This is a genomic window from Acinetobacter sp. YH16032 (assembly GCF_013417345.1).
Lineage (GTDB): Bacteria > Pseudomonadota > Gammaproteobacteria > Pseudomonadales > Moraxellaceae > Acinetobacter.
Map to the genome: position 1 here is coordinate 388424 of NZ_VPEE01000001.1, position 21468 is coordinate 409891.

The following is a 21468-nucleotide window of genomic DNA, read 5'->3' on the forward strand; positions in this document are numbered from 1 at the left end:
AATGTCTACCTCCAAACTCTCATTTTTAGACCGAAATTTAACGCTATGGATTTTTATTGCCATGGCATTAGGCGTAGGCATAGGCGTACTTTTCCCTCAAACCTCTGTGGTACTTGATCAATTCAGCATAAATTCAGTGAATATCCCGATTGCGATCGGGCTTATTTTGATGATGTATCCACCACTTGCCAAAGTTGACTATGCAACCTTGCCTAAAGTCTTTGAGGACAAGCAAACCCTTACATTATCTCTTGTTCAAAACTGGATCATTGCACCTTGCTTAATGTTTGCTTTGGCAATCATTTTTCTGCACGCCTATCCTGAATATATGACTGGCCTAATTCTCATAGGCTTAGCCCGATGTATTGCGATGGTCCTCGTCTGGAATGGTCTGGCATGTGGGGATAATCAATATGTTGCTGCCTTGGTTGCGTTTAACAGTATCTTCCAGATCTTGTTCTTTAGTACTTATGCTTGGTTGTTCTTGACCTTCTTACCGCCATTCTTTGGGGTAGAAGCACAAATCATTGATGTAAGCTTTTGGACCATTACCCATGCTGTTCTCATTTATCTAGGTATTCCGTTCTTACTTGGATTTTTAACCCGACTGATTTTAGTCAAACAGAAAGGTTTGGATTGGTATCAAACTAAGTTTATTCCAAAGATTAGCCCAATCAACCTTATTGCGCTTTTATTCACGATTGTAGCCATGTTCAGTCTTAAAGGTGGTGAAATGATTAGCCTTCCTCTAGACGTGCTTAGAATCGCTATTCCTTTGACGATCTATTTTGTTGCAATGTTCTTCATCAGCTTCTTTATGAGTAAGTGGATGGGCAACGATTACCCTAAAACGACTGCTATTTCATTTACTGCTGCAGGCAACAATTTTGAATTAGCACTAGCTGTAGCGATTGCCACTTTTGGATTAGCTTCACCTGTCGCTTTCACAACAGTGATTGGTCCACTTGTTGAAGTTCCTGTATTGATTGCTTTAGTGACAGTGTCGCTGTGGTTGAGAAAAAAAGTTTTTAAAGAGGGATAAGGTGAATGCAATAACTTAATATTGATGTTTAAATATTTTTTACTAAGATAATCTATATTTTTTTAAATCCGATGAGCTAGTGATATAGTAGGGGAGTTAAGTGGTGAAAAAAGTTTAATTGATTAAAAAATGAACATTTAAACCATGTATCCTAGCTTGTATCCTGTAATTTTTTAATATTAATTAGTGTAATAAAAACAATAGGATAGGTGCTAGTTATTATCCGTCTGGGCCCACCAAATAAAACGACCACTTACGTGCATTAATCGTAAGTGGTTTTTTATTTTTAAATTTTGGTAAGTAAATGGTAACAGCTTAAATCATCAATTATTTATAATGAGCTTTAGGGCACAAAGAGTTCAAAGATAGAATATCCTGATTTAATCAAATTTAATGGTTGTTTTACAATCTTGTTCAAAAGCCGATTTTTCCCAAGCTATTTAAATTTAATAGATAACTTGGAAATGGGTTACATCTAATTTAATAAATTCTGTTAATCCTTGAATAAGTGCATGAATTCTATTCATTTGGATTTGGACAATGATTGCAGTCTAAAAAATTCGGTCAATCAAGACACATGCTTAATTTTTTTCAAAACTTAGAACTTCAAAAATTCTGTATTTTAGTAGAGTATTTAACCTCAACCAAAAGCCAACAGATAACACGTAATATAGCGGGCTTTCCAGCCTTTGTAGCCATTGCCGATCGTGTCCAATCGGATCACGATATGGTACCTCTTGAAGCAAGTCAGGATTATCCAAAATCAATCGATAAAGTTTTGCATTTTTCAGGGAAAGGTCGTGATATTAAGGATTTTGAGTTATTTCTTCATCAGGCTAGTTCAGCTCAGATTAGAAATTTACTTTTGATCACTGGTGATAAGCTTAAAGAGCATAGTTATGGGGATGATCAATTTGAACGTACCCGATACTTAGAATCGATTAATGCAGTGATGTCCGCAAAGAATTATGGTGGCTTTAATATAGGTGTTGCATTTAATCCCTTTAAATATACTGAGGCTGAGCATTATGCTCAATATTTAAAATTACATAAAAAAGTTAAAGCCGGCGCAGATTTTATTATTACCCAATTAGGGTATGACATGGATGCCTTAAAAGAGATAAAGTCTTTTCTAAAACATTACCATTACAAACAAAAAATACTGGCTTGCGTTATGCCACTGAGCTTGGCACGGGCCAATTTTATAGTCAAAAATAAAGTCGCTGGTATTGTGATTACATCTTATATGTTGAGAGTGTTGGCTGAGGAAAAACAGAATGGATTGGCTGAAAATGCGTATAAGCGGTGTGCCATACAAATATTGATGTGTAAGCTTTTAGGTTTTAATGGTGTTCATCTTTCAGCATGCGAAAATTCAGAAGAACAGAAGGTTCTGCAAAATTATATTGAGCAATATCAACATGATGATTTAGAGGAACTTGAAGCACGCTGGAAATCTCTTTGGCAGATTAAGACTGGAAATGAGTTTGTTCCAGAATTAACTTATGATGCGCGTCAACCGACATTAGGTCAGCTGATTAAATATCATCATTTGCATGTCATGCATAAAGCCCTTTTTGAGTCCAAAATCTCTAAAAGTGTAGGTAGGTTTATTTTTAAAGCGTCCTTTTGGGATAATGAGCTGGCATCAAAAACTTTGTTAAAAACCGAATTTAAGTCAAAACATATGGTTGTGGGCTGTGAAAATTGTGGTCAATGTAGATTGGCTGATACTTTATATATTTGCCCTGAAACATGTCCTAAAGGACTTGCAAATGGCCCTTGCGGTGGCACCACATTAGATCGATGTGAGTTTGGAGATCGTGAATGCATTCACTCTGTAAAAGCCCGATTAGCCAAAGCTGTAGGACAAACTGACGTTTTAAAAGATACCCTGATTGCAACCGTACCTGTTGAAGTTCGTGGAACCAGTTCTTGGAAAAATTGGTTTTTGGGAAAAGTTTAAGTGTGTTCAATTTCTTGTATGAGTTGATTTTTAGTATTGAAATACAATTATTAATTAGCGTTATATAGGGGCTTAAATTAAATTATCCTATAAATTTAAAAGTCAAAATTTAATCTATTTTCCAATATATCAACATTTACTGATTCTTAAATTCTCATGATGACTCTATAATTTATTTATTACATAGATGTAAAACGAGAATTAAGGATGAGCATAACGCCCATTAAGTCAGGCACTGGCAATTTAGCTAATGTGATTTATCAACAAATAAAGGATGATATTTTTAGCTTTAAGCTCAAACCTGGACAACGTTTTACTGAAACGGACCTTTCTGAAAAGTATGAGGTTAGCCGTACCCCAACACGGCAAGCACTGTATCGTCTTGAACAAGAAGGCTATGTGAATGTGCATTTCCGCAGTGGTTGGGAAATTAAGCCTTTAGATTTTACCTTTTATCAAGAGCTCTTTGATTTACGTATGATCTTGGAAAAAGAGGCTGTTAAACGTTTATGCGTAATGGATCATGAGCAATCTGAAGAATTACAGAATTTAAAGCAATTATGGCTTGTAGAAGAACAGGACTATAACCAGAACACCCAAGCATTGGTGCTGCAAAGTGAAGATTTTCATTGTGCCTTGGTTAGAGCTGCAGGAAATCGTCAAATCGCCAAGATTCATCATGAAATCAGTGAAAAAATCCGAATTGTGCTCAGTTTAGGCGCCATGCGTAAATTTGATATCCAGCATGCTTATCATGATCATGCTGCAATACTTAGATGTATTTTAGCTCGTGATGCTGATGGGGCGATCCATTTAGCAGAACATCATGTCTTACATAGTATTGAAGACGTGAAGAAAATTACCCTTAAAATATTTTCAACTGTTTAAGATAATTTATTAAAAAAATGCTAATTTTAAGAATTGGCATTTTTTTTGCTTATCCACTTACATCTTGTATACAAGAATGTATACAAAAAAGAAATCCACAATATGTTGCTTATATTTGTGTAATTTTGGTGCATAAATCACATAACAAGTGCACCAATTGGATTCATATTTATTTAGTGCATCAATATTGTGCATGCTGTTAAGGGTAGGTATGTTGAAATCGCGTGTAGTTTTTTTAATGAGTTTGGTTGGTATAAGTGATCAGGTGTTTGCAACAGATCAGGTCAAAACCCTAGATACGATTTATGTCAGCACAGCTTTAGCCTCAGAATCTACACAGCAATCTCAAGCTTTAAGCAAATTTCAGCATGATCTATTGGATATCCCTTTCAATAAAAGTCATCTGTCGCAAGACGTCATCCAGCAGCAAGATATTCAGCGCATCGATCAAGCCCTCAGCGTAGTCAGTGGGGTATTGCATCAAAATAATTATGGTGGGGGCTTTTGGGATAATTATTCATTCCGAGGATTCCAAGGTAATCCCAATATGGGGGTGAATGCCATTCGTAATGGGCTAAGTGTCAATCGTGGCATTTCTGCACCGCGAGATATGGTGAATATTGAATCACTGGATTTTTTAAAGGGTCCGAGTGCCTCACTGTATGGGCGTGGCGAGGTCGGTGGTGCATTGAATGTCACCACAAAAAAAACAAAATGGACGTCTGAAACAGAACTTAATCTTCGTGGGACAACACAAGATGAATATCGTTTAAGTCTTGAACAGACCGCGCCAATCAGCGATGCGTTGGCGTATCGAATGGCCGTTGCCATTGAGGATAATCAGTCGTTCCGTGATCATGTCAGTAGCCAACGTTTATTTGTCGCACCGCAATTCTCATGGAAATTATCTGAAAATACCCAAGTGCATTTAGATACTGAATTTACCCAGCATTTAGGCACATTTGACCGTGGTATCACGGCTGTAAATAACCAGTTATTGATGGATCCAAAGACCTTTACCGGTGAGCCTTCTGATGATGATATGCGCGTCAAAGACAATCTCTATCAAGTTCGATTAAAGCATCAGTTCAATGACGCATGGCAGATGAATGCTGCGATCAGTTATAAAGACGCCCAGATGGTGGGCTATTCGACAGAACCACGCAAATTACAAGCAGACTTAGAAACGCTAGAGCGTCAGCGTCGTCATCGTGATTATCAGACCGATGATATTTTGCTCCAAGCTGAAGTACTTGGCCAACTGCAACTCGGTCATGTTCAGCATGAATTTGTACTCGGTGTAGAAACAGGGCGTTTAGATTTTATGCAACGTCAAATGCGTCTTAATCACTCGGCTGCTCAGCCCAATTGGATCAACATTTACGCTCCTACTTATGGGCAATTTAGCCCTGAACTGCCTTTACATACCGATTCGGATGAACGTCAGCAGTACATGGCTGTGAATGTACAAGATCAGGTCTTTTTTAATGATCAATGGAATATTTTATTCGGTGGTCGATTAGATCGTGTCGAACAGCGCTTTATCAATCATCGCACGCAGTTCAAGGATCAGAGTACAGCACAAAAGTTTAGCCCACGTATAGGCCTCAATTACCGTCCTACGCCAGCACTCTCTTTTTACACCAATTATGGCGAAACATTTTCCATGAATAATGGCATGGGTCGCACAGGGGAGACGTTTGCACCTGAAACAGCGAAAAGCTATGAAATCGGCGCGAAATACCATTGGCAAGATTACAGTATGCTTAGCATCGCCTTGTTTGATATGAGCAAAAAAAATGTCCTGATGACGGATGCGCTTGACCCAAACTTCGAAGCCGCAGTCGGTGAAGTGAAAAGTACAGGGCTTGAAATTGACCTGAACCATCGTATCAATGACCAGATGATGGTGTCAGCAGGCTACGCCTATATGGATGCCAAAGTCAGCAAAGATGATGTGTTACCTGCAGGCTCAGCACTGAGCAACGTACCCAAACATAGTGCACATGTCATGGCAAGTTATGACCTTTGGCAAAATACGCAACATGCAGCAGGTCTAAATTTCAACCTCAATTATGTCGGGCAACGGAGTGGAGACAGCCCAACCAATACGGCTAATGGTTTCAGCTTACCTGCCTATACCGTATTGAACCTTGGGGCTTATTACCAAGCAAATCCAAATTTACGCTATCAATTGAATATTCATAATTTGTTAAACGAGGAATATTACCTATCCAGTTATAGCCATGTATGGATACAAGCTGGTGAGCCGATCAAAGCAGCGTTATCGGTACAGTGGCAATACTGATGCAAAGATTTATTGTCATTTTACTGAGCTGTTTACTGTTGGGTTGTACGGCAACAGAGCAACCGATACCAGCAAAAATACAAAGCCCAACATCGCGTTGTGTGATGGATAGCTCAGAGACCGAAGTCTGCCTACCTCAGCCGGCACAGCGCATTGTATCCTTATTTGAGTCAGGTTTAGACGGGCTATATATGTTGGGGCAGGGCGAAAAGGTTGTGGGGATTCCTGCTGAGGTGTATTTACAGCCCTTGTTATTTCATGCCTATTCCAAAATGGATTCGCGTATTGCCAATAAACAACTTGCCACACCTTCACAAGGCTCAAATGCCACCAATATTGAAAGCTTAATGCTGTTAAAGCCGGATTTGGTGATTTTAGTTAGTGGGCAAACGCAAATCATTCAATTGCTTCGACAATTTGGTATTGCAGTCTATGTGATGGAATCAGGCACTTACGATCAGGTGAAAGAAGAGCTGTACGAAATTGCCCAGCTTACAGGTGCTGAGCAACGTGCCAAAGAAATCCTCGAATTTTCAGATGCGGTTCTGGCAGAAGTGGCATTTACAACCTCAAAGCAAAAATATAAGCAATCAGTGTATTACGCATGGTCAGGTGGGCGAATTTATTCAACTTCAGGACGCAAATCGATTACCAATGATTTTATTGAATTGGCAGGGGCTTACAACGTGGTTAAAACGGAGACCAGTCAACCGAATGTCAATCCTGAAACACTGATTGAGTGGAATCCTGACAATATTGTGCTGTGGAATACCGACCCCAAACTGATTTATCAGCGTAAAGAATTGCAAGGTCTAAAAGCAGTACAACAGCAGAAAGTATTTAATCTCAGCCCTGCATTTATCTATAACCCACATACCATCAAAATTATTGTGACTGCGATTTATCTACATCATCACATTTATCCTGACACCTCAGACTTAGCAGTTGAAGCTTTGCAACTCAAGATTTTAGAGAAGCTCTATGGTCAGAGAATTGCCAAGGAGTTGATGTCATGAGCCATACTTCATGGAAGTACACTTGGTTTTATCCATTGCCGATTCTGCTGATTTTTACGTCGCTGTTACTAGGACCGAGTCAAACATTAAACGCAGGGGATTATGCACTGTGGTTTATCCAGTGGATATTTGGTACAGCGTATTTTGATGCGCAACAATTTAGCTTGATGCAAAATATTGTCTTCAATATTCGCCTACCACGCATCTTATTGACCTTTATGGTCGGGGCGGCTTTGGCAACAGCCGGCAATGGCTTGCAAGCTTTGTTCCGCAATCCCTTAGTGGATTCCTATGTGCTGGGGATTTCTTCAGGTGCCGCCTTTGGTGCAGCTTTAGCACTATCTTTGAGTTGGTTGTCGCCCAATTTATCGGCATTTATTTTTGGCGTATGTGCAGTGGCATTAACCTATGTGTTTGCCCAGCAAAAGCATGAAAGCCAAACTTCATTGGTGATGGTGATTTTATCCGGCATGATTGTTTCAGGTCTGTTTTTAGCAGGACTGACCATTATTCAATATTTAAGTGATCCTTTTAAATTACAAGCGATCGTGCAGTGGACCATGGGGAATTTACATCAAGCATCGTGGCAAAAAGTCCAATATGCGGTTGTGCCGATCACGGTGGCTTTAATGGGCTTATACGCCATGCGTTGGCGCTTGAATCTGATGGCATTGGGTGCTGATGAAGCACAAGCCGTGGGGGTGAATCCGAAGTGGGAGCAGCTTATACTGATTATATTGGTCACGCTATGCACCTCTACTTCAGTGGCTGCCGCAGGCATTATCAGTCTATATGGATTATTTATGCCGCATATTGTGCGCATGCTGGTCGGCCCAGATCATCGTTACAGTATTCCTGCCAACATGATTCTAGGCGGTAGTTTTTTACTGCTGATTGATAATTTTTCACGAGTTTTACTCAGCTTTGAAATTCCCATCGGCATTTTCACCATGCTCCTTGGTGCGCCATTTTTCTTATTATTAATCAAAACACAAAGGACGGCTTGGGCATGATTCGGATTGAACAGTTGAACTATGCCTATGGGCATAAACAAGTGTTAAAAAATATTCAGCTTGAATTTCCAGCCCATCAGTTCTCGGTGATTTTAGGTCGCAATGGTTGTGGCAAATCGACCCTATTTAAACTGATGGCAGGTTTAGAACAGACCACAGATGGGCGAGTACTTTATGCGGGGCGGGCTTTAGAACAAATAAAAGGCAAAGAAAGGACTGCGCTACTTGGATTTTTACCGCAGTTCCATAAAGCAGTTTTCCCATTTCTAGTTAAAGATGTGGTGATCACTGGTCGGGCTGCATTTAGTCGATTTCGACCATCCAAGCAAGATTTGGATCGGGTCGATCAGGCCTTAATTGATCTCGATATCGAGCATTTAAAAGAACGTCCTTATACCGAGCTATCAGGCGGGGAACGTCAATTGGTGATGATTGCCCGTATTTTAGTGCAAGCACCGAAAGTGATTTTATTAGATGAGCCGACCAATCATTTGGATGTCTATTATCAATCTTATTTGATGAAAAAACTGCGTCAATTGTCACGGCAGAATTTTACTGTGATCGCCATTATGCATGACCCCAATTTGGCTTTCTTATTTGCCGATCATTTGTTTTTTATGCGTGAACATGAAGTGATTCGTCCTGATTCAAAAGCGCGCCTCACTGATCCGAAATTTTTAAAAAGCGTCTACGATGTCGAGTTTCATGAAGCCATGATTCAAGACAAGACCATTGTTATCCCTGATCATTCTTGGTTGTAAACATGAATTTAACTTATGAAATACTGCAATCCGCCGATCAATCTGTCATTCAATTTGCTTTAGAGTCACGCCAGCTTTTATTTCCAGAACTGTATGGTGCTCGTATTCCCAAAGATATTGCGCAGTTTCAGCAGTACTATGTGGACAGTTCTTTGGGCTGTTTTATCGTGGTCAAAGATCAAGCCAAAATTATTGCAACGATTGCTTACCGTGCCTATGACGGACGTTTTGATTTGGATATTGCTGAAGGTGCTGTTGAGGTGGTTAAACTTTTTGTGCTGCCTGAATATCGTCGACAAGGCATTGCCACGCAACTGTGTCAGTTATTATTTACACATGCCGAGCAACACGGCATAGAAACCTTGTATTTGCATACACATCCCTTTTTACCTGCAGCGGAGCAATTTTGGTGTTTACAAGGCTTTGAACTGATTAAACGTGAATGGTTAAAAACTTACGATACCATTCATATGTTAAAAACTATAAAATCTGGTCAACGATTTTGAAATTTAGCCATAAACTTAATCGTTATTTATGTAGATTATAGCTAAATACTGAAGTAATCAGTCTAGATCGTCCAGAGCATTTGAATAGAATTTCACACCTATTTTGATGCGATCACGCCCTTGGCTCATACGCCAACGATTAGTATCACGTAAGGAATAGACGCAACCACAATATTCCTGTTGGTAGAACTCCTCTTTTTTGCTGATTTCAAGCATACGCACAGCACCACCATTCTTACGCCAGTTGTAATCCCAATAAGTTATCCCATCATAATGTGAAGCTGAACGATGACCACAGTCGTTGATTTGCTTCATATCTTTCCAACGGGAAATACCAAGCGAACTACTTATTAGACCGAAGTCATTTTCAGCTGCATATAAAGCTGTACGTTCAAAACGCATGTCAAAACACATAGTACAGCGAATGCCTTTTTCAGGTTCATTTTCCATACCTCTGGCGCGTGCAAACCAATTGTCTGTATCGTAATCACAGTCGATAAAAGGGATATTATGTTTTTCGGCAAAGCGAATATTTTCTTCTTTACGAATTTCATATTCTTTGACAGGGTGAATATTGGGGTTATAGAAAAAGATTGAAAAGTCGATGCCTGATTCAATCAGGGTTTCCATCACTTCACCCGAGCATGGTGCACAGCAGGAATGAAGTAGAAGTTTGTCGTGACCTGCTGGGAGAGTCAGTTTTTGACGTTCAAGTTTGTTTGACATAGTTATATAGGTTTAAATTTAAACCCTATATTTTAGCGATTTAATTGGTTAGTAAGGCTTTGATATGCTGATATTTTCTAAGGTTAGGTTGAGATAAATTCACTTGAGCACCATTTGATTGAATGGAATCGCATCCGTATACCAGTGATCTACACATTAACTGCATGGATAAGTTAGCTCATCTATTTTAAATCGCTTTGAAATAGAGAATATGCTTTAACATGAGGGATTCTCATCTTAAGCTGAATTTATATCGTTTTACTCACTTTATTATTCACGTTTAAATACAGCCATTCAGAAATTTAGCTTTTTATAAAATTTTTAGGTGGCAATCTCCATGAGTACAGCATTTGAGTGTTCAATTAAACGTATCCGTTTTGATGAAAACTATACGCCAGCAGAAAGTACACGTTTGACTACAAACTTTGCTAATTTGGCTCGTGGTGAAAGTCGTCAGGAAAATCTGCGCCGTACACTTGCGATGATCAACAACCGTTTTAATAGCTTGGCGACTGTCGATAATCCTAAAGGTGATCGCTATTCACTTGAGATCGACATCATTTCTGCAGAAATTGATATCGAAGGCAATGGACAAACTTTCCCATTTATTGAAACACTGAAAAGTGTGGTGATTGATCACCAAACAGGTGAACGTATTGAAGGTATGATTGGCAATAGCTTCTCATCTTATGTGCGTGATTATGACTTCAGTGTGGTATTGCCTCAGTTGGGTTGTGGCGTGGGTGAAAAACCTGAAGATTTTGGTAATCTACATGGCAAATTGTATAAACATCTGGTGAATTCAGCAGTATTTAAAGCAGAATTCAACAAAGAACCGGTAATTTGCTTAAGTGTTTCAACCTCTAAAACCTATTATCGTACATCCAATGTACATCCTATTTTAGGTGTGGAATACAAAAATGATGAATATTCACGTACCGATGAATATTTTGCCAAAATGGGCCTACGTGTACGCTATTTCAAACCAGAAGGTGGTAATGCGCCACTCGCATTCTATTTCGCTGGAGATTTAGTCCGAGACTACACTGATTTTGAATTGATCAGTGCGATTGCAACTATGGAAAGTTTCCAACGCATATATCGACCTGAAATCTACAACACCAACTCTCCTGCAGGTGTGGTGTATCAACCAAGTCTAAGCTATGGCGATTATTCACTTACACGTGTGGTGTATGACCGTGTAGAACGTGCTGAGTTAGCAGTCAAACAAGGTAAATGGACAGAAGAAAATTTCATTAAGCCTTATCAAGACATTTTAAATGAATGGGCTGAAAATTTCGAAGTCGAAACAGCTGCTTAAAACATCCAATTGATATACAGATTCACGAATTTAGAGAAAGAAGATTAGACATGGCACTTACACCACCGAAATTATTACTCCCAACTTCAACTGCGGGTAGTTTACCGAAACCATCTTGGTTAGCTGAGCCTGAAAAACTATGGTCTGCATGGAAACTCGAAGGGGAAGAGCTTCTTGAGGCAAAACGTGATGCATTGAAATTATCATTACATGAGCAAGTCACTGCTGGTATTGATATCGTGAGTGATGGTGAACAAACCCGTCAGCACTTCGTCACCACATTTATTGAGCATCTTGAAGGTGTGGATTTCGAAAAGCGTGAAACCATGCGTATTCGTAATCGTTATGATGCAAGTGTACCTTCTGTTGTGGGCGAAGTTTCTCGTAAACAAGCGGTATTTGTTGAAGATGCGAAATTCTTGCGTAGCCAAACCAATCAGCCAATTAAATGGGCGTTGCCTGGTCCAATGACCATGATTGATACTTTATTTGATGGTCACTACAAGAGCCGTGAAAAATTGGCTTGGGAATTTGCCAAAATTTTAAACCAAGAAGCTTTAGAGATTGAAGCAGCAGGCGTGGATATTATCCAATTCGATGAACCGGCGTTTAACGTATTCTTCGATGAAGTAAATGATTGGGGGGTACCAACCCTAGAGCGTGCACTTGAAGGTTTAAAATGTGAAACTGCGGTTCATATTTGCTACGGTTACGGTATTAAAGCCAATACCGATTGGAAACAAACTTTGGGTAATGAATGGCGCCAATACGAAGAGTCATTTCCGAAGCTACAACAATCTAAGCTCGATATTATTTCGCTTGAATGCCAAAACTCACGTGTGCCAATGGATTTGATTGAATTGATTCGTGGTAAGAAAGTCATGGTCGGTGCAATTGATGTGGCAACTAATCAAGTTGAAACCGCAGAAGAAGTCGCGAATACCCTGCGTAAAGCTTTGCAATTTGTGGACGCGGATAAGCTTTATCCATCAACGAACTGTGGTATGACGCCGCTCTCTCGTCAAGTGGCACGTGGCAAGCTTGAGGCTTTAAGTGCTGGAGCTGCCATTGTCCGTAAAGAGCTAGAAGCTTAATCAAACGTAGTCTTGTATTAATCAGGGCAAATCGTCGCAAGATCATTTGTTCTGTCTAATGTACGACACGTCATATGTATATTTGAGATGAAAGAGATGATTGAAGCAACAGACTTTAGAAATGCAATGTCTTTACTTACAACTGCGGTAAATGTGATTACAACCACAGGCGAAGCAGGGATGCATGGCTTTACTGCATCTGCGGTATGTAGTGTCACAGATACTCCGCCAACACTATTAGTCTGTATGAATCAGTCCTCTCGTTCACATGTACATTTTGTTGAAAATAAAATCTTAGCTGTAAACGTACTGAGTACTCAGCATGAACAGCTTTCGAATGCTTTTGCTTCAAGCAAGCTCAGCTCAGAAGATCGTTTCAGACTAGGTGATTGGATTGATTTAAAAACTGGGTCGCCGATTTTAGAAGATGCTTTAGTCAGTTTTGATTGCGAGATTGAGAATATTCAACAAGTCGGTACACATAGTATTTTTTTATGCCGTGTGACTGCAGTAAAGCAAAGTAATCAAGAAGAAAGTTTGGTGTACTTTAACCGTGCTTATCATCAAGTGGGTCAGTTGGAACACGCTTAACTCAACCCCTTAATCCCTTCATCTTTTTAAAAGTTAGTCTATTGTGGAACTTATAACCTTTTTAATCATCGGTGCATTTGCTGGTTTTGCGGCTGGGCTGTTTGGTGTAGGCGGTGGTACGATTATTGTGCCACTACTTTTTATTGTCTTTACCCAAATGGGTTATGATCCTGATGTCATTATGCATCTGGCACTAGGAACATCTTTAGCAACAATCGTTGTCACTTCGATTAGCTCATTAATGGCACACCATAAAAATGGTGCTGTGCTATGGCCTGTATTTAAAAATTTAGCTCCACCCATGGCCATCGGCTGTTTTGCAGGTGCTGGAATTGCTGGTTTGTTACCGGGATTACATCTTCAAATCATGGTCGGCTTATTTTTGATTTGGGTGGCGTATACTATGTTTACAGGCTCGAACAAAGCAGTTAATTCAACAATGGCTCTTCCTTCATCAAGTCAGCAAGTTGCAGCAGGTAGTGTCATTGGGATTGCATCGGCACTCTTTGGAATAGGTGGTGGTAGTCTGACCGTTCCATATCTGAATCGTTATGGGGTGGTGATGCAAAAGTCTGTCGGTACATCTGCTGCTTGTGGATTACCAATAGCTCTAGCTGGTGCTATAGGGTTTATGGTTTTTGGTATGACTGCTGAGATCAATGTGCCGAATACCATCGGGTATGTTCATATTTATGCTTTCATTGGCATTAGTGTGATGAGTTTTATAACAGCAAAATTTGGTGCCAAAACTGCACATGCCTTATCGCCAGCAATGTTAAAGAAATGTTTCGCTGTCTTGTTGGTTATCATAGGAAGTATCTTCCTTGTAAAAGGATTGATTTAATTTCACCCAAATGTCTTATCAGCCTAGATAGCTCACTTAATGTGGGCTAAAGCGAAGATTTTAATATGTCCCTAGAGGGATCATGATTTGAGTTTTTTCCCATATGATCGAACTAAAACATTTGAAAATGCTATTGGCTTTGAGAGAGCATGGCTCTTTAGTCGCTGCAGCGAGTGATCTCTGCATTACACCTTCAGCCGTATCTCATCAGTTACGTGAGCTTGATCAGTGGATGGGGGTTGAAGTCGTCAACCGCAAGACGAGGCCAATTACTTTTTCTAATGTTGGTTTAAGACTGTTGCAGTTAGCGGATGAAATTTTACCGCAAGTTCAGATTGCTCAAAGCGATATCACGCGTATTATCCATGGGCAAACTGGTAGAATTACATTTTCTTCAGAATGCCATAGTTGTTTTGATTGGCTCATGCCGATATTAAATCAGTATCGAAACCAATATCCTGATGTTGATTTAGATTTTGCATCAGGGTTTGAAGCAAATCCTCATGAATTGCTACAAAATGGCGAATTTGATTTGTTGATTACTGCAGACCCAATTGCATTAAAAGGAGTTGAATATTTCCCAGTATTTGAATATGAATCACGACTTGTTTTATCTACAACACATCCTTTGGTACGTGCAAAAAACATTACTGTTCAAGATTTAGCTGAAGAAACGCTGATTACATTTCCAGTAGACAAACATCGTTTAGATATCATGTCGAAGTTGTTCATTCCTGCAAATATTCTTCCAAAAAATATTCGAACCACAGATCTGACCCAGATGCTGATTCAGTTAGTCGCAAGTGGGCGTGGAATCGCAGCTTTACCAGATTGGGTGGTAAACGAATATGAAACCAAAGGGTGGGTCACTTCACGTCGCCTAGATTGCGTTGCACCAGAGGGGTTAAGGCGTACTTTATATGCAGGTTTTCGAACTGAAGATAAGGAAAAAGATTATTTCGATTCATTTATAAAAAAATTAGCTAAATTTTCAGAATCAAGAAAACTTTATTATATGTAAGAAAGTTTAATCATTCTGAATAAAGTGAAGATTGAACCTCGAATGAATTTTCATATTAATAATGAGCAAAGTTAAAATGAAAATTAGATAGTCGCTATTATTTGTATGAAGACGAATTTTTTGCTTTAGATTATACTTTTTTAACTAAGAGTGATGTCTGACATCGAGACATTGGACTTATCATTTGTTTGTAGAAAGTAAACGATTTGATCTCAGTCCATTGTCCATTATTTTGGTCATTTATCTAAGTGGTTTTTTTAATTATAAAACTCAATACTTTATAAATTTAAGATTATATCCATGATACAACTCATACCTTCATTTTCAGTCTCAGACTATCTCAGCTTATTTTCGATTATTTGTACGACGCTTATAGGTATCGTCGCTGTCTTTTACGGTTGAAAAACGTATTTTGTGAGTCTGAAAAGTTTTAATGAAAATAAAAATTTATATGAGGCTGCATCTTTTTACATTCGAGAATTTATCTCTGTAAGCCCGAATAAAACAATAGATCCTTTTTTGAAGAAAATTGCCAGTGATCAACTCAATAGCGGTGTCGAGATTCCTTCATTTTTAACCGATATACTTATACGCAAATATGCAGATTACTATTTTTACTTAGTGAAGTCCCTTCGCACTACATGGAAATTTTTTAAAGTTGAAAATGGAGAAATTCAATGTATTTATTCAGAACGGGAATTAGTCTTTAAAGGGTTAGCGTATGGTGCTCTATATACCGTCACCGGTTCCTTAGCTTTTTTTATATTTTCAAATTTTACTTGGTTTTTAGCTCGTTATACCTCAGATAGCGCATTAAACACAGGGATGACTTTAATCATTTTACTTGTATTTCTTTTGTTCGTAGCACTTGGAAGCTTAGTTATGATTTTTAAGTTAATCACTGTGCGTGATATCAATCAGAGTCTAAACCTACTTAAGCAATCAGAAAATAACCGCTCAAAACAAACAAAATAGAATCATGTGTTAGCTTTTTTCTTTGCACAAAAAAATTGCACGCAGGTTAATTTCGGTGCTTACCGAGTATTCTTTACTCCGACTGATTCAACAGGTTTACTTCAATTAAGTTCCGTTCAATACAATCAGCGCTAAGAGAAATGTTATATATCAAGCGATAGTAATACTAAAACACCAAAAAGTATTACTTTGGCACAGCCTTTGCATCTATCTACATCATCATAAAGTGATCTAGGGTTCCGATACATGAAATTTCATGTACGTCTGCGACCGAGAGTTCACGGCTTAAGTTGCAAGCTCAAGCTACACGGAGGGATAAAAGCCCGGGAGGTAAACCGTAGAAGATTGGGGCAGATGCATATGAGCACAATAACTTATCACGAAGATCAAGTCCTTTGGACAGAACGTTTACCGGGTGGACATCACTGGTCAGCACGCATTCAGCGTGGCGCAGTATTACAACTTAAATCCTTAGGCAAAAATGCCAATGTGGCATTGTACTGCGTCAATAGCGAAGACAAACTCGAACGCTACAACATGCCAGACAGCTTAAAAGGGCAACATACGGCATTTTTAAGCACAGGGCATATCCTTGCGTCTGATCTTGGTCGCGCGATGGTTTCCATTGTCAAAGATGACCACGGTTGGAATGATGCATTTTGTGCACCAAGCAATGCACAGCATATTGAACAACAATTTGGTTCAAAAACATTTCAAGATGCACGCAACGACATGTACCGTAACGGCAAAGATTCGTTATTGCTCGAAATGACCAAGTTTGGTTTATCTGCAACAGACCTCAGCAGTACTTTAAATTTGTTTTCTAAAGTTCAACCGGATGACCATGGCAATCTCAGCTATGTGGCATCTGACAATAGCGATCAAGTGATTGAACTGCGCTTTGAAATGGATTGCTTGGTGTTTTTATCCTCTGCACCGCATGCTTTAGATAACAGCACAGAATATGCGCCTGCCGATGTTCAATTGTCTTTATACAAAGCACTTCCTTTAAGCGACAGCGATGTATGTCGTGATTCATGCCCGCAAAATCAGCGTGCATTTCAAAACAATAATCGTTACTACGCACTCAGCGCTTAATTTGGAGGATACAACATGACAGCTTTAGTGAAATTAGAAAAATCAGTTTTAAGCGAAGTTTGTCCTGCCGGTGAAGCATGGATGTGCGAAGTCAAAAAAGGGCAATATTTTCGTATTGTGGATTTAGAAGGCAATCAAGCGGTGGATACGCTCTTTATCTCGGCTTCAAACTCTGAAGAGCGTTATAGCGCAACCGATACTTTAGCCATTAATCAGCAGATTTATTTAGAAAAAGGCACAGCCTTATACACCAACTTTGGCAATAAAATTGCCACTATCAATGATGATAACTGCGGTCGCCATGACACTTTAGGCGGTGCTTGTTCATGTGAAAGTAACACGGTTCGTTATGCACATGACAAATATCCAATGCATAGTTGCCGTAACAATTTCATGATTGCATTGTCTCAGCATCCAATTGCCAAAAAACACGGCTTAAATGTGCGTCACATCGGTCCAAATATTAACTTCTTTATGAATGTACCCGTCACAAGTGAGGGTCATCTAAAGTTTGATGATGGTATTTCGGCACCGGGTAAATATGTGGAAATTAAAGCGGAAATGGATTTGATCGTGCTGATCTCTAACTGCCCACAACTGAATAACCCTTGTAATGCTTACAACCCAACTAAAATTCAATTGATCATCCGTGAAGGCGAGGACGCATAACATGTTTAATAAAGTTTTAATCGCCAACCGTGGTGCAATTGCGTGTCGTGTCATTCGTACCCTAAAAAAATTAGGCATCCAATCGGTTGCAGTCTATTCAGAGGCCGATCGTGATTCACTGCATGTGACTTTAGCGGATGAAGCGGTGTATATCGGTGAGGCACCCGCCAGCCAAAGCTACTTAAACGTTGAAAAAATCTTAGAGGTAGCTAAACAAACCGGCGCACAAGCCATTCATCCGGGTTATGGCTTCTTGTCTGAAAATGCTGAATTCTGTGATCTTTGTGAATCACAAGGCATTGCTTTTATTGGGCCAAATTCAGCACAAATGCGTGCCTTTGGTCTGAAACACACGGCACGTGAACTTGCGATTCAAGCCAAAGTACCGTTACTTCCAGGTAGTCAGTTATTGGCGGATGAGGCTGAAGTACTGCTTGAGGCTAATCGTATTGGCTATCCTGTGATGCTAAAAAGTACCGCAGGTGGCGGTGGGATCGGCATGCGCTTGGTATGGAATGAAGCTGAACTGAAAGATGCCTATGCAACCGTATCCTATTTAGCTCAAGCCAACTTTAAAGATGCCGGTTTGTATCTTGAAAAATTCGTGCAAAATGCTCGTCATATTGAAGTGCAAATTTTTGGTGATGGTCAAGGTCAAGTGATTGCACTCGGTGAGCGTGATTGTTCGGTACAACGTCGTAACCAAAAAGTGATTGAGGAGACCCCAGCACCGCATATCAATGATGAACAGCGTGCCTACATCCAAAATGTTGCCATTCAATTGATGCAGTCGGTGAACTATCGTTCTGCAGGTACGGTTGAATTTGTGATGGATACAGACACCCAAGAATTCTATTTCTTGGAAGTGAATACCCGTCTACAAGTGGAACATGGCGTGACTGAGCAAGTCTTTGGTGTGGACTTGGTCGAATGGATGGTCACCTTGGCCAGCGGTGATTGGACTGCACCTACTGAAAAACTCGAATCAAAAGGGCATTCAATTCAAGTACGTTTATATGCTGAAGACCCAATCAAAAACTTCCAACCAAGTGCCGGTTTACTGACACATGTTGAGTTTGATGCTAATGCCCGTAATGAAACATGGGTAGAAACAGGCTCGAATGTATCGTCATTCTATGACCCGATGATTGCTAAAATCATTGTCACAGCAGGCGATCGTGCTTCTGCGATTCAAGCCATGACGGATACTTTGGCGAAAACTTCAGTTGCAGGGATTGAAACCAATCTTGAATATTTACAAAACATTATCGACTGTGATGTGTTTAAAGCAGGGACACAAACCACACGTTTCTTAAATACTTTTGAATGGAAAACCCAAAAGATTGAAGTGTTACAAGCTGGCATTCAAACTGCTGTGCAAGATGTTACAGGACGTTTGGGCTACTGGGATGTTGGTGTGCCACCATCAGGTGCGATAGATCCATTATCACTCAATGTTGCGAACCAATTGCTTGGCAATGCGTATAACACTGCAGGCTTAGAATGTACGCTACAAGGTCCAACGTTAAAATTCCATTGTGACAGTCAAATTGTGCTTGCCGGTGGCGATATGCCATCAACACTAGATGGCGAAGCTGTGCCAATGTGGCAAACCATCAATGTGCGTAAAGGTCAGATTTTAAAATGTGGCAAAACTACAACAGGTTGCCGCACCTATATCGGCATCAAAGGTGGTCTGAATGTGCCTGAATATCTCGGCTCACAAGCGACTTTTACCTTGGGTCAGTTTGGTGGTCATGCCGGGCGTAACTTACTGATTGGCGATATGCTCCCAATTACAGCATTCACAAGCGATGAAATTAAAGCTCTTGCACCTGAACAAGTGCCTTCATTTAGCCATGAATGGGAAATTGCAGTGATGTATGGCCCACATGGTGCGCCTGATTTCTTTACCAAAAATGACATTGATACTTTCTTTGCCAATACTTTTGAGATTCACTTTAACTCGAGCCGGACCGGTATCCGTTTAATTGGTCCAAAACCGGAATGGGCACGTGAAGATGGTGGTGAAGCTGGTTTGCATCCATCGAATATTCATGACAATGCCTATGCGATTGGTGCTATCGACTTCACGGGTGATATGCCGATTATTCTCGGTCCAGATGGTCCAAGTCTCGGTGGTTTTGTTTGTCCTGCAGTGGTGATTCATTCCGAACTATGGAAACTCGGTCAGCTTAAAGCCGGTGATAAAGTAAAATTTGTCCCTGTGAGCTATCACCAAGCTAAACTCTTAAATGAAAAATATCATGCGCAATTAAAAGCTTCAGATACGCAAGCTGTGGCATTTGATGAGTCATTCTATCCTGAACTCGCAACCTTAAAAAATGCCGTGTTAGATGTATTAAAAGGCGAAAATGGTTCACCTGATGTGGTGTATCGTCCTGCGGGTAACAACTACATGTTGGTGGAATATGGCGAGTTGGTGCTGGATCTAAACTTACGTTTCCGTATTCATGCCCTCATGCAATGGGTCCAAAAGCAAAATATTCAGGGCATTATCGACCTGACACCGGGCATTCGTTCGCTACAAATTCACTTTGACTCATTAAAAATCGATCAACTTGATTTACTGCGTTTATTACAAGTGGCTGAAGCTGAATTGCCTGATGTGACCGAGATGCAAGTCCCATCTCGTACCGTGTATTTACCACTTGCTTGGGAAGATTCACAAACCCAATTGGCAACCGAACGCTATATGCAAACTGTGCGTCCAGATGCACCATGGTGCCCTGACAATATCGAATTTATCCGTCGTATTAATGGCTTGAAAGATAAACAAGCCGTGAAAGACGTGGTATATGACGCAAGTTATTTGGTGATGGGCTTAGGCGATGTGTATTTGGGAGCACCTGTAGCAACACCACTTGATCCACGTCAGCGTTTAGTCACCACCAAATATAACCCAGCACGGACATGGACCCCTGAAAATGCTGTAGGCATTGGCGGTGCCTATATGTGTGTCTATGGCATGGAAGGTCCGGGGGGCTATCAGTTTGTCGGTCGTACCACGCAAATGTGGTCTCGTTACCGTAAAAATGCCGACTTTAAACAAGGCAAACCGTGGTTACTGCGCTTCTTTGACCAAATTAAGTTTTATGAAGTGTCTGAAGAAGAACTGATGCAGATGCGTGAGGACTTTAAAGCTGGGCGCCTAAAACTTCGTATTGAAGAAGGTGTCTTGAACTTAAAAGAGTACAACGACTTCTTAACGGAAAACCAAGCATCCATTTCAGCATTTAAGTCTGTGCAACAAGCCAATTTTGATGCGGAACGTCGTCGCTGGCATGAGGCAGGTCTTGCAGAATATGTGTCTGAAAGCCTGGATGCAGTCGATGATGGTGAAGGGGTTGAAGTACCTGAAGGGGGCTGTGCGGTGGAATCGCATATGCCGGGTTCAATTTGGAAAATTGAATGTCAGTCAGGCGATATTGTGGAAGAAGGCGCTACGCTTGCCGTGATTGAAGCGATGAAGATTGAGATTCCGATTCTTGCGCCTGAGCGTATGAAGGTTGAAGCGATTAGCATTGAAAAAGGGCAAACGGTGAAAACGGGGCAGGTGTTGTTTACGTTGGCGCCTGTGGCTTGATAAGTGCGATATAAAAAAAGAC

Annotated in this window: 18 protein-coding genes and 1 riboswitch; of the genes, 17 read left to right on the plus strand and 1 reads right to left on the minus strand. The window is 40.2% G+C overall.

Annotated elements, in window-relative coordinates; translation table 11 throughout:
- Position 1 precedes the first annotated feature (1 nt).
- From arsB to FTV32_RS01900, 8 genes are all read left to right on the plus strand, one after another.
- Positions 2 to 1042, plus strand: a complete 1041-nt coding sequence (arsB, locus tag FTV32_RS01865) for an ACR3 family arsenite efflux transporter (protein WP_180027718.1) — start codon at positions 2 to 4, stop codon at positions 1040 to 1042.
- 577 nt (positions 1043 to 1619) lie between these two features.
- A complete protein-coding gene (locus FTV32_RS01870; RefSeq protein WP_180027719.1) occupies positions 1620 to 3008 on the plus strand; it encodes a methylenetetrahydrofolate reductase C-terminal domain-containing protein in 1389 nt (462 codons plus the stop codon).
- A gap of 207 nt (positions 3009 to 3215) precedes the next feature.
- Entirely contained in the window at positions 3216 to 3896 is a 681-nt protein-coding gene (locus FTV32_RS01875; protein ID WP_180027720.1) for a GntR family transcriptional regulator, read from the plus strand.
- A 211-nt stretch (positions 3897 to 4107) separates the two neighbouring features.
- A complete protein-coding gene (locus FTV32_RS01880; RefSeq protein WP_180027721.1) occupies positions 4108 to 6204 on the plus strand; it encodes a TonB-dependent siderophore receptor in 2097 nt (698 codons plus the stop codon).
- Complete coding sequence (locus FTV32_RS01885; RefSeq protein WP_180027722.1) at positions 6204 to 7220, plus strand: ABC transporter substrate-binding protein; 1017 nt, start codon at positions 6204 to 6206, stop codon at positions 7218 to 7220. Before FTV32_RS01880 ends, FTV32_RS01885 begins: the two co-directional genes overlap by 1 nt.
- Positions 7217 to 8233, plus strand: a complete 1017-nt coding sequence (locus tag FTV32_RS01890; protein WP_180027723.1) for an iron ABC transporter permease — start codon at positions 7217 to 7219, stop codon at positions 8231 to 8233. Before FTV32_RS01885 ends, FTV32_RS01890 begins: the two co-directional genes overlap by 4 nt.
- Positions 8230 to 8994, plus strand: coding sequence for an ABC transporter ATP-binding protein (locus tag FTV32_RS01895; protein ID WP_180027724.1), 765 nt, complete (start codon positions 8230 to 8232; stop codon positions 8992 to 8994). Before FTV32_RS01890 ends, FTV32_RS01895 begins: the two co-directional genes overlap by 4 nt.
- 2 nt (positions 8995 to 8996) lie before the next feature.
- Positions 8997 to 9500 carry a GNAT family N-acetyltransferase gene (locus FTV32_RS01900; protein ID WP_180027725.1) on the plus strand — a complete coding sequence of 168 codons (504 nt, stop codon included), beginning with the start codon at positions 8997 to 8999 and terminating at the stop codon, positions 9498 to 9500.
- Between the two features lie 57 nt (positions 9501 to 9557).
- On the opposite strand, the gene FTV32_RS01905 is transcribed toward FTV32_RS01900, so the two are convergent.
- Complete coding sequence (locus FTV32_RS01905; RefSeq protein ID WP_180027726.1) at positions 9558 to 10226, minus strand: epoxyqueuosine reductase QueH; 669 nt, start codon at positions 10224 to 10226, stop codon at positions 9558 to 9560.
- Between the two features lie 337 nt (positions 10227 to 10563).
- On the opposite strand from FTV32_RS01905, the gene FTV32_RS01910 reads away from it, so the two are divergent.
- The 9 genes from FTV32_RS01910 to uca all read left to right on the plus strand — a co-directional run bounded on the left by FTV32_RS01910 (position 10564) and on the right by uca (position 21446).
- A complete protein-coding gene (locus FTV32_RS01910; RefSeq protein ID WP_180027727.1) occupies positions 10564 to 11547 on the plus strand; it encodes a putative oxygenase MesX in 984 nt (327 codons plus the stop codon).
- A 50-nt stretch (positions 11548 to 11597) separates the two neighbouring features.
- Positions 11598 to 12641 (plus strand): methionine synthase, encoded by a 1044-nt coding sequence (locus FTV32_RS01915; protein ID WP_180027728.1) that lies wholly within the window; start codon positions 11598 to 11600, stop codon positions 12639 to 12641.
- A 96-nt stretch (positions 12642 to 12737) separates the two neighbouring features.
- Positions 12738 to 13232 (plus strand): flavin reductase, encoded by a 495-nt coding sequence (locus FTV32_RS01920; RefSeq protein ID WP_180027880.1) that lies wholly within the window; start codon positions 12738 to 12740, stop codon positions 13230 to 13232.
- A gap of 43 nt (positions 13233 to 13275) precedes the next feature.
- Positions 13276 to 14076, plus strand: a complete 801-nt coding sequence (locus FTV32_RS01925; RefSeq protein WP_180027729.1) for a sulfite exporter TauE/SafE family protein — start codon at positions 13276 to 13278, stop codon at positions 14074 to 14076.
- A 103-nt stretch (positions 14077 to 14179) separates the two neighbouring features.
- Entirely contained in the window at positions 14180 to 15097 is a 918-nt protein-coding gene (locus FTV32_RS01930; protein WP_180027730.1) for a LysR family transcriptional regulator, read from the plus strand.
- A gap of 414 nt (positions 15098 to 15511) precedes the next feature.
- Positions 15512 to 16072 carry a hypothetical protein gene (locus FTV32_RS01935; protein WP_180027731.1) on the plus strand — a complete coding sequence of 187 codons (561 nt, stop codon included), beginning with the start codon at positions 15512 to 15514 and terminating at the stop codon, positions 16070 to 16072.
- Positions 16073 to 16292: 220 nt separating this feature from the next.
- Positions 16293 to 16404, plus strand: a riboswitch (guanidine-I (ykkC/yxkD leader).
- 28 nt (positions 16405 to 16432) lie between these two features.
- Entirely contained in the window at positions 16433 to 17170 is a 738-nt protein-coding gene (locus FTV32_RS01940) for an urea amidolyase associated protein UAAP1 (protein WP_180027732.1), read from the plus strand.
- Between the two features lie 15 nt (positions 17171 to 17185).
- Positions 17186 to 17839 (plus strand): urea amidolyase associated protein UAAP2, encoded by a 654-nt coding sequence (locus tag FTV32_RS01945; RefSeq protein WP_180027733.1) that lies wholly within the window; start codon positions 17186 to 17188, stop codon positions 17837 to 17839.
- A 1-nt stretch (position 17840) separates the two neighbouring features.
- Positions 17841 to 21446 carry an urea carboxylase gene (gene uca / locus FTV32_RS01950; RefSeq protein WP_180027734.1) on the plus strand — a complete coding sequence of 1202 codons (3606 nt, stop codon included), beginning with the start codon at positions 17841 to 17843 and terminating at the stop codon, positions 21444 to 21446.
- The last annotated feature ends 22 nt before the right edge of the window (positions 21447 to 21468 follow it).

Excerpts from the sequence above, each read along its gene's own strand:
- FTV32_RS01905 (WP_180027726.1), bottom strand. The coding sequence starts at position 10,226 with ATGTCAAACAAACTTGAACGTCAAAAACTGACTCTCCCAGCAGGTCAC.
- FTV32_RS01915 (WP_180027728.1), top strand. The coding sequence starts at position 11,598 with ATGGCACTTACACCACCGAAATTATTACTCCCAACTTCAACTGCGGGT.
- FTV32_RS01880 (WP_180027721.1), top strand. The coding sequence starts at position 4,108 with ATGTTGAAATCGCGTGTAGTTTTTTTAATGAGTTTGGTTGGTATAAGT.
- arsB (WP_180027718.1), top strand. The coding sequence starts at position 2 with ATGTCTACCTCCAAACTCTCATTTTTAGACCGAAATTTAACGCTATGG.
- FTV32_RS01870 (WP_180027719.1), top strand. The coding sequence starts at position 1,620 with ATGCTTAATTTTTTTCAAAACTTAGAACTTCAAAAATTCTGTATTTTA.
- FTV32_RS01945 (WP_180027733.1), top strand. The coding sequence starts at position 17,186 with ATGACAGCTTTAGTGAAATTAGAAAAATCAGTTTTAAGCGAAGTTTGT.
- FTV32_RS01900 (WP_180027725.1), top strand. The coding sequence starts at position 8,997 with ATGAATTTAACTTATGAAATACTGCAATCCGCCGATCAATCTGTCATT.
- FTV32_RS01920 (WP_180027880.1), top strand. The coding sequence starts at position 12,738 with ATGATTGAAGCAACAGACTTTAGAAATGCAATGTCTTTACTTACAACT.
- FTV32_RS01895 (WP_180027724.1), top strand. The coding sequence starts at position 8,230 with ATGATTCGGATTGAACAGTTGAACTATGCCTATGGGCATAAACAAGTG.
- FTV32_RS01940 (WP_180027732.1), top strand. The coding sequence starts at position 16,433 with ATGAGCACAATAACTTATCACGAAGATCAAGTCCTTTGGACAGAACGT.
- FTV32_RS01875 (WP_180027720.1), top strand. The coding sequence starts at position 3,216 with ATGAGCATAACGCCCATTAAGTCAGGCACTGGCAATTTAGCTAATGTG.
- uca (WP_180027734.1), top strand. The coding sequence starts at position 17,841 with ATGTTTAATAAAGTTTTAATCGCCAACCGTGGTGCAATTGCGTGTCGT.
- FTV32_RS01885 (WP_180027722.1), top strand. The coding sequence starts at position 6,204 with ATGCAAAGATTTATTGTCATTTTACTGAGCTGTTTACTGTTGGGTTGT.
- FTV32_RS01890 (WP_180027723.1), top strand. The coding sequence starts at position 7,217 with ATGAGCCATACTTCATGGAAGTACACTTGGTTTTATCCATTGCCGATT.
- FTV32_RS01910 (WP_180027727.1), top strand. The coding sequence starts at position 10,564 with ATGAGTACAGCATTTGAGTGTTCAATTAAACGTATCCGTTTTGATGAA.
- FTV32_RS01930 (WP_180027730.1), top strand. The coding sequence starts at position 14,180 with ATGATCGAACTAAAACATTTGAAAATGCTATTGGCTTTGAGAGAGCAT.